This window comes from Nocardioides sp. (assembly GCF_041600255.1).
Classification (GTDB): Bacteria; Actinomycetota; Actinomycetes; order Propionibacteriales; family Nocardioidaceae; genus Nocardioides.
On the sequence record NZ_JBFIKK010000153.1, the window covers coordinates 1 to 7,055 of the forward strand.

The following is a 7,055-nucleotide window of genomic DNA, read 5'->3' on the forward strand; positions in this document are numbered from 1 at the left end:
GGAGAGCCTGCAGAACGGCGGCAGTGTCGCCTGGGGCGACTACGTCCGACTGCTCGACGGCAAGCAGCGGCCGGCTCGCGCCTTCTGGCGCCAGCAGGGGATGGCGCGCATCGTCGGCAACTGGGTCGAGGGCGTGGGCGCGGACCGTGTCACGCTGGTGACCGTGCCCCGGCCCGGTGCGCCTGCGGGCCTGCTCTGGCAGCGGTTCTGCGAGGCGGTCGGCCTGCCCGCCGACGGGTACGCCGAGGTGCCGCGCGCCAACACCTCGCTGGACGCCGCCTCAGCCCTGGTGCTGCGGCAGCTCAACGAACGTCTCGTCGACGACGAGCTGCCGCCGCGGATCTACCACAAGCTGGTCAAGTTCCGGCTCGGCAAGCAGGCGCTGGCCGGCCGTACGGACAGTCCTCCGATCGGCTTCGACCCGCCGCGCTGGCTGGTACGCCGCTCCCGCGAGATCGTCGAGCGGCTGGCCGAGTCCGGCGCTCGGGTCGTGGGTGACCTCGCCGAGCTCACGCCGGTGGCGGTGCCGGGGGTGGACCCCGAGCGGGTCCCCGAGGCCGACCGGCTCGACGCTGCCGTGGACGCCCTGCGCGGCCTCACCCTGAAGGGCGCGAAGAAGGCCCGTCGTTCAGCGCGCGACGCTGACCGCTGAGATCTCGTAGGTGATCTCGTCGTCCGCGACCATCTCGCTGCGGTCGATGGAGACCCTGGTCGGGTGGTCCTGGCCCTCGGGCCACTCCACCTGGACCTTCTCGGCCCGCGGGTCGTTGGCCGCGTCGATCACGTCGTTGATCGTGATCCGCCGGAACTCGTCGGCGTCCGCGCCCTTCTGCACGCCGCGGCCCCCGCGGGCGTAGACCGCACGCGTCACCTCACCGTCCTCGACCCGGATCCGGATCGGGACGCCGGCGTCCAGGCAGAAGCAGCTGACGCTCAACGTGTAGCTGTAGTCCGTGGGTGCGTAGGACGGGTACACGCCACTCGAGGCGGTCTCCGACTCCTCCGCCGTCGGGCTCGGCGACCCCGTGCTCGACGCTGCGGGGTCCGCGACCGTCGTACCGTCCCCGCCGCAGGCGGTGAGCAGCGCGAGCAGGGCACCGGGGACGAGCAGCAGGACCTTCATGGGAGTTCGACGGGTCGGAGCCGGGATCGGTTGCACCTCCCCAGTCCAGCACACCGGCGGCGATGCGGGGGAGGTCCGGGGCAATGCGGTCGACGCCGGCCGCCAGGGGTGTCACTGTGGACCCCAGACACCCATCGCACTCGTGGAGGCACCCATGCCCGGCACCGACGGCTCCAACGACGACCTCAAGGCCAAGATGCGCGAGGCCCTCGACCGGAAGAACTCCCACGAACGCGGCGTGCACCAGGACAGCCCCACCAAGGAGAAGGCGCACGGCTCCGAGGTGGTCGGCGGTGCCCCGAAGATGCACCGGCGCAAGGCAGGCGGCGGCGGCTCCTGATCCTGCCCGGGGACTAGGGTTCCGCCCATGGCGGAGCGCGTGGTCCTGCATGTCGGGGCGATGAAGTCGGGCACGAGCCACCTCCAGGGCCGGCTCTTCGCCGGTCAGGAACTGCTCGGCGAGCGCGGCATCCTGGTGCCGGGTCGAGCCTGGGGCCACCAGGTCCGTGCCGTCCGCGACCTGACCGCGTCGGTCGGTCCCGAGTCCTCCGAGAAGGCCGGGCGGCACTGGCGCCGGCTGACCGAGCAGGTGAACGCGTTCGACGGCACGGCCGTGGTCTCGATGGAGTACCTCGGCCCGGTCCGGCCGGCGGTGGCCGAACGCGCTGTCGCCGACCTCGCCGGCGCGCGGGTCGAGGTCGTCGTGACCGCTCGGGACCTCAATCGCAGCCTGACCGCGATGTGGCAGGAGACCGTCCAGAACGGTCGGTCGTGGACCTGGTCCGACTACCTGGCCGGGGCGCAGGAGCGGCGCCCGTCCGCAGGCGGCTCGACGGACCGCAGCAGCCCGGGTGGGACGTTCTGGCGCCAGCAGGACCTGGTCAGGATCTCGCGCAAGTGGGCTCGGGTGGTCGGGGCCGACGCGGTCACGTTGGTCACCCTGCCGCCGCCCGGCGGCGACCGCGAGGCCCTGCTCGGCCGGTTCGGCGAGGCGACCGGTCTCGACCTGGCTGACCTGCCGCCCAGCCGCGGGGACAACGCCTCCTTGGGTCTGGCCTCCACGATGGCGCTGCAGCGGCTCAACGTGCTGCTGGCCGAGCAGCACGGCATCACCGGCGCCTCAGCCTCGGGCCTGCGCAAGCACCGGCTGGCGAAGTCGGTGCTGGCCCGGCGTCGCGACGTCGAACCTGCGCTGGGCCTGCCGGTCCACGCCTGGGTGCGCGAGGAGGCCCGCACGATGGTGACGGGCCTGCAGGAGCTCGGGGTCCGGTTGGTCGGGTCGTGGGACGACCTGACCCCGGTCGCCGTACCCGGCATCACCCCCGAGGAGGTGCCGGAGAGTGCGGTCACCCAGGCCGCGCTGGCCGGCCTGGCCGGGCTGCTGGTGGACTCCGCCGGCGCGTCGGGGTGAGGAACGCCACGCGAGACGGCTTCCCGTCCGGGCGCTGAGTTCGGCACGATGGGGGCCGCCCGTCCGGGCGCCCCACCAGCAGAGGAGAGCATGCCGTGCAGTTCGGTCGCAGTTACGAGGAGTTCGAGGTCGGCGCGACCTACAAGCACTGGCCCGGAAAGACGGTCACCGAGTACGACGACCACCTGTTCTGCCTGCTCACGATGAACCACCACCCGCTGCACCTCGACGTGAACTACGCCGGGGAGACCACCCAGTTCGGCAAGAACGTCGTGGTCGGCAACTACGTCTACTCGATCCTGCTCGGGATGAGCGTGGCCGACATCTCCGGCAAGGCGATCGCCAACCTGGAGGTCGAGTCGCTGCGCCACGTCGCGCCCACCTTCCACGGCGACACCCTGTACGGCGAGACCACCGTGCTGGAGAAGACCGAGAGCAAGAGCAAGGACGACCGGGGCGTCGTCTACGTCGAGACGATCGGCTACAACCAGGACGGCAAGGTGGTCTGCATCTTCCGCCGCAAGGTGATGGTGCCGAAGAACAGCTACCTCGAGCAGCGTGGCGGCGAGCAGCCCGGCCGGCCGGTGCCGCAGCCGGACAAGAACTGGGCGGGCCCCACCCGCTGATCGGTGGTGCCCGTCTCCTGGGTGCAGTCGATCAACCCGGTCTTCATCATCGCGCTCGCCGGTGTGTTCGCCGCGATGTGGACCCGGCTGGGCTCGCGGCAGCCGGCGACCCCGGTGAAGTTCGACCTCGGCGCGATCGTGATGGGGCTGGCGTTCCTGCCCTTCCTGCTGATGCCCGAGGGTGCTAACCAGGCCCCGCTGCTGGCGCTGTACTTCCTGTTCGTGGCGCTGGGTGCGATCACCGTCGGCCTCCTGGTGCTGGTCTTCGTCCGCCCGATCAGGCGGTTGATGGCCGGGGTGCACTGACCGCACGGGTTCCTTGACGTCGGGGGCTCTCCCGGCCACCGTGGAGGCATGTCGTTAGCGGCGGGTTGTCCACGCTGTCCGATGCCCGTCCTCAGGTCGGATCCTGGCGCGGACTCGGAGTGGTCGTGTCCCGACCACGGTCCGATTCGTCCGCTGTGGCGCCCGGGCGAGGCGTCGTACAGCGTGTTCACCGAGCACCTCGGTGCCTCGCGGGGGTTCCCGACGTACCTGCCGTGGCCGATGCGTCCCGGGTGGACCGTCTCGGACTTCGGCGTGGTCGGGACCGCGCAGGACCGTTCCGCGCTGGCCACGATGACGTGCAGCTCGGGTGCCGCCGACCCGGACGGCCCGATCGACGTGCTGGTCGTCGCCGAGGAGCCGGGCACCGGCCTCGGTGCCCGGTGCGCCGGACTGATCGGGATGGGCCCGGGGAGCGAGGTGGGCTCCGGCCCGCCCTCGGCCCGGGTGTTCGTGGACGGCAAGAGCATCCCGCTGTGGATCGCCTCGACGAGTTCCTCGGACCGCGAGTTCGACCGATCGGTGGTGGTCGGCGAGGCGGGCGGCCGCTGGCTGTGGCTGGTGCTGCGCCCGGCTGCGGCCCTGCTCCAGCTGCGCGACGACTGGAGTCTGCGCGACGTGTCGCACCTGGGGCCCTCGTTGCTGGAGCTCCCGTTCGGTGGCCCGACGCCGCAGTGGTGAGCAGGCGCGGGACTATCCTTCCCCCCGTGCGCATCGACCTCCACGCCCACACCCGGGCCAGTGACGGCACCCAGACCCCGGCAGAGCTGGTGCGGGCGGCCGCGGAGGCCGGGCTCGACGTGCTGGCCATCACCGACCATGACACGGCCGACGGCTGGATGGAGGCACGGCTCACCGCCCCCGAGGTCGGGATCGAGCTCGTCTGCGGCATGGAGATCAGCACTCGACACCAGGGGCGCGGCGCCCATCTGCTGGCCTACCTGCCGGACCCGACGTACCCGCCGCTGGTCGAGGAGCTGGACCAGATCCTGGCCGGCCGGAACTCCCGGCTGCCCGCGATGGTCGCCCGGCTCCGGGAGGAGGGCATCGACATCGAGGCCGACGAAGTACGCCGACAGGCCGGCGCGGCCGCGACCGGGCGCCCGCACGTGGCCGACACCCTGGTGGCCATGGGGGTGGTCCGGGACCGGACCGAGGCCTTCGCCCGCTACCTGAACCCCGGGCGACCGGCGTACGCCGACCGGCACGCGGCCGACCTGACCGAGATGATCGGCCTGGTCTCCGAGGCCGGGGGAGTCTCGGTGCTGGCGCACCCCTGGGGCCGACACGGCCAGGAGCGACCGGACGAGGCGACCCTGGCCGGGCTGGTGGCGGCCGGCCTGGTCGGCCTCGAGGTCGACCACCAGGACCACGACGCCGGCGCCCGGGAACGGCTCCGGGCGATCGCGGCCAATCTCGGCCTCGTCGTCACCGGGTCGAGCGACCACCACGGAGCCGGCAAGGTCGGCCACGAGCTCGGCTGCAACACCACGGCTCCCGAGGAGTACCACCGCCTGCTCGAGCTGGCGGCCGCCGCGGCGGCGCGGTCGGGTCGCGCCGGACCGCCCATGGTGGGTCGCTGAGCCGATCCGGCTACTTGCGGCCCATCGACTGGAACCGCTGGAGCACCCGGTTCGGCACGAGCCGGGTGGCGGCGGTGATCGCCTTGTAGCGGGCGCTGGGGATGGAGATCGTCCGGCCCTGGGCGAAGTCGTCCAGCGCTTCGGTGACCAGGTCGTCCGCGTCGAGCCACAGGAAGGCCGGGGCGGCGTCGCGGCCCACCTCCATCCGTTCGTGGAACTCGGTGCGGGTGAAGCCGGGGCACAGCGCCATCACCGTCACGCCCCGGGGGCGGTACTCGGTGGCCGCCCACTCGCTGAAGCTGTTCACCCAGGCCTTGCAGGCGCTGTAGCTGCCGCGGGGCAGGAAGGCCGCCACGCTGGAGACGTTGATGATGCCACCGCGGCCGCGCTCCACCATCGCGCCCAGCGCGGCGTGGCTCAACCGGAGCACGGCGGTCACGAGCACGTCGAGCATGGCGTTCTCGGCCTCCACCGGGTTGTCGAGGAAGCGGTTCTTCATCCCGAAGCCGGCGTTGTTGACCAGCAGGTCGACGGGGGCGGCGCGGTCGGCCAGCCGCTCCTCGACCCGGGCCAGGTCGGTGCGGTCGACGAGGTCGGCCACCAGCACCTCCACCGAGACGTCGTAGGTGGAACGGAGCTCGTCGGCGAGCTGGTCGAGGCGGACGACGTCGCGGGCGACCAGCACGAGGTCGTGGCCCCGTTCGGCCAGGTGGACGGCGAACGAGCGGCCGATCCCGGCGGTGGGGCCGGTGATCAGGGCGGTTCCGGGCGTGGAGTTCGCGGACGACATGCGGCCAGCAAACAGGTGCCTCCCCGACCTCGGCAACCGGGTCCGGCATGATGTGCCCCGATGACCACCACACTCGCGATCGCCAACCAGAAGGGTGGCGTCGCCAAGACGACCACGGTTGCCTCCCTCGGAGCGGCCCTCGTCGAGCTCGGCCACAAGGTCCTGCTCGTCGACCTGGACCCCCAGGCCTGCCTGACGTTCTCGCTGGGCATCGACCCCGAGGACCTCGAACTGTCGGTGCACCATGTGCTGACCAAGGGGCTCGACCCACTCGAGGTCATCCTCGAGACCGAGGACGGCGTGGACCTGCTGCCGGCCACGATCGAGCTGGCCCGCGCCGAGGCCGACCTGCTCACCCGGACCGGTCGCGAGCACGTGATCAAGTCCGCGCTGGAGGGGATCGAGGAGGACCTCGGCGACGCCGGCTACGACTGGGTGCTGCTGGACTGCCCGCCCTCGCTCGGCGTGCTGACCGTCGCCGCACTCACCGCGGCCAACGGCGTGCTCGTGCCGCTGCAGTGCGAGACGCTCTCGCACCGCGGGGTCGGCCAGCTGCTCGACACCGTGCACGACGTACGACGCTTCACCAACCGCAAGCTCGAGGTCTGGGGCGTCCTGCCCACGCTGTACGACGGCCGGACCAACCACTCGCGCACGGTGCTGGAGACGATCTCGGAGACCTACCAGCTCGAGGTCGTCGAGCCGCCGATCCCGAAGACGATCAAGTTCGCCGAGGCCCCGGCCGCGGGTCGGTCGATCCTGTCGACCGCTGCGAAGTCGAACAAGGGCGCCAAGGCCTACCGCGAGGTCGCGGTCAACCTGGTCGAGCGCGCCAAGCGCCCCCGGGCCGTGCCCTCGAAGTCCGCGAAGCCCGCGAAGGGCTAGTCGTGGGTCGCCACCGGCAGTCGAGGGTCCGGCCGCGGTACGGCCGGATCTCGGCCGCGGCGTCGGCGATGGCGGTGACCGTGGTGGCCGTGCTGGGCTCGACCGGGGTGCTCACCTCGGCGGCCTCGCACGAGCTCGACCGCCCCGCGTCGGCCGGTGCCGCGTCGGCCGGTGCCCTGTCGGCCGGTGCCGCGTCGTCCACTGTGGTCGAGGACCCGGCCGGCCGGGGGAGCGAGGTCGCGCCGGAGGCGCAGGACGCCCCCGAGCCTCGCGAGCCTGTTGCCAGCCCTGCCGCCCTCGTGAAGCGTCAGCC

The 7,055-nt window shown here is 72.3% G+C and carries 10 protein-coding genes and 1 pseudogene; 9 read left to right on the forward strand and 2 right to left on the reverse strand.

Annotated features, from left to right (window positions below; translation table 11 throughout):
• Positions 1-652 (forward strand): annotated as a pseudogene (locus ABZE72_RS14775) (hypothetical protein); the annotation flags it as partial.
• Here ABZE72_RS14775 and ABZE72_RS14780 read toward each other — a convergent pair.
• Positions 629-1,123 carry a DUF6174 domain-containing protein gene (locus ABZE72_RS14780; RefSeq protein WP_372729794.1) on the reverse strand — a complete coding sequence of 165 codons (495 nt, stop codon included), beginning with the start codon at positions 1,121-1,123 and terminating at the stop codon, positions 629-631. The pseudogene ABZE72_RS14775 and the gene ABZE72_RS14780 sit on opposite strands and share 24 nt — an antisense overlap.
• A gap of 154 nt (positions 1,124-1,277) precedes the next feature.
• Between ABZE72_RS14780 and ABZE72_RS14785 the strand changes: the two genes are divergently transcribed.
• The 6 genes from ABZE72_RS14785 to ABZE72_RS14810 all read left to right on the forward strand — a co-directional run bounded on the left by ABZE72_RS14785 (position 1,278) and on the right by ABZE72_RS14810 (position 5,067).
• On the forward strand, positions 1,278-1,463 hold the full coding sequence (locus ABZE72_RS14785) for a DUF5302 domain-containing protein (protein WP_372729795.1): 186 nt from the start codon (positions 1,278-1,280) through the stop codon (positions 1,461-1,463).
• A gap of 27 nt (positions 1,464-1,490) precedes the next feature.
• Positions 1,491-2,534, forward strand: coding sequence for a hypothetical protein (locus ABZE72_RS14790; protein ID WP_372729796.1), 1,044 nt, complete (start codon positions 1,491-1,493; stop codon positions 2,532-2,534).
• Positions 2,535-2,629: 95 nt separating this feature from the next.
• Entirely contained in the window at positions 2,630-3,160 is a 531-nt protein-coding gene (locus ABZE72_RS14795; RefSeq protein ID WP_372729797.1) for a MaoC family dehydratase, read from the forward strand.
• 3 nt (positions 3,161-3,163) lie between these two features.
• Positions 3,164-3,466, forward strand: coding sequence for a hypothetical protein (locus tag ABZE72_RS14800; RefSeq protein ID WP_372729798.1), 303 nt, complete (start codon positions 3,164-3,166; stop codon positions 3,464-3,466).
• A 48-nt stretch (positions 3,467-3,514) separates the two neighbouring features.
• Positions 3,515-4,165, forward strand: a complete 651-nt coding sequence (locus tag ABZE72_RS14805; RefSeq protein ID WP_372729799.1) for a DUF6758 family protein — start codon at positions 3,515-3,517, stop codon at positions 4,163-4,165.
• A 26-nt stretch (positions 4,166-4,191) separates the two neighbouring features.
• Positions 4,192-5,067 (forward strand): PHP domain-containing protein, encoded by an 876-nt coding sequence (locus tag ABZE72_RS14810; protein WP_372729800.1) that lies wholly within the window; start codon positions 4,192-4,194, stop codon positions 5,065-5,067.
• 10 nt (positions 5,068-5,077) lie between these two features.
• Here ABZE72_RS14810 and ABZE72_RS14815 read toward each other — a convergent pair whose 3' ends face one another.
• Complete coding sequence (locus ABZE72_RS14815) at positions 5,078-5,857, reverse strand: SDR family NAD(P)-dependent oxidoreductase (RefSeq protein WP_372729801.1); 780 nt, start codon at positions 5,855-5,857, stop codon at positions 5,078-5,080.
• 60 nt (positions 5,858-5,917) lie between these two features.
• Here ABZE72_RS14815 and ABZE72_RS14820 point away from each other — a divergent pair, with 60 nt between their 5' ends.
• Entirely contained in the window at positions 5,918-6,742 is an 825-nt protein-coding gene (locus ABZE72_RS14820) for a ParA family protein (RefSeq protein ID WP_372729802.1), read from the forward strand.
• A 2-nt stretch (positions 6,743-6,744) separates the two neighbouring features.
• A partial coding sequence (locus tag ABZE72_RS14825) for a hypothetical protein (protein ID WP_372729803.1) occupies positions 6,745-7,055 on the forward strand: 311 nt, incomplete at its 3' end.

Excerpts from the sequence above, each read along its gene's own strand:
- ABZE72_RS14780 (WP_372729794.1), bottom strand. The coding sequence starts at position 1,123 with ATGAAGGTCCTGCTGCTCGTCCCCGGTGCCCTGCTCGCGCTGCTCACC.
- ABZE72_RS14785 (WP_372729795.1), top strand. The coding sequence starts at position 1,278 with ATGCCCGGCACCGACGGCTCCAACGACGACCTCAAGGCCAAGATGCGC.
- ABZE72_RS14790 (WP_372729796.1), top strand. The coding sequence starts at position 1,491 with ATGGCGGAGCGCGTGGTCCTGCATGTCGGGGCGATGAAGTCGGGCACG.
- ABZE72_RS14805 (WP_372729799.1), top strand. The coding sequence starts at position 3,515 with ATGTCGTTAGCGGCGGGTTGTCCACGCTGTCCGATGCCCGTCCTCAGG.
- ABZE72_RS14815 (WP_372729801.1), bottom strand. The coding sequence starts at position 5,857 with ATGTCGTCCGCGAACTCCACGCCCGGAACCGCCCTGATCACCGGCCCC.
- ABZE72_RS14820 (WP_372729802.1), top strand. The coding sequence starts at position 5,918 with ATGACCACCACACTCGCGATCGCCAACCAGAAGGGTGGCGTCGCCAAG.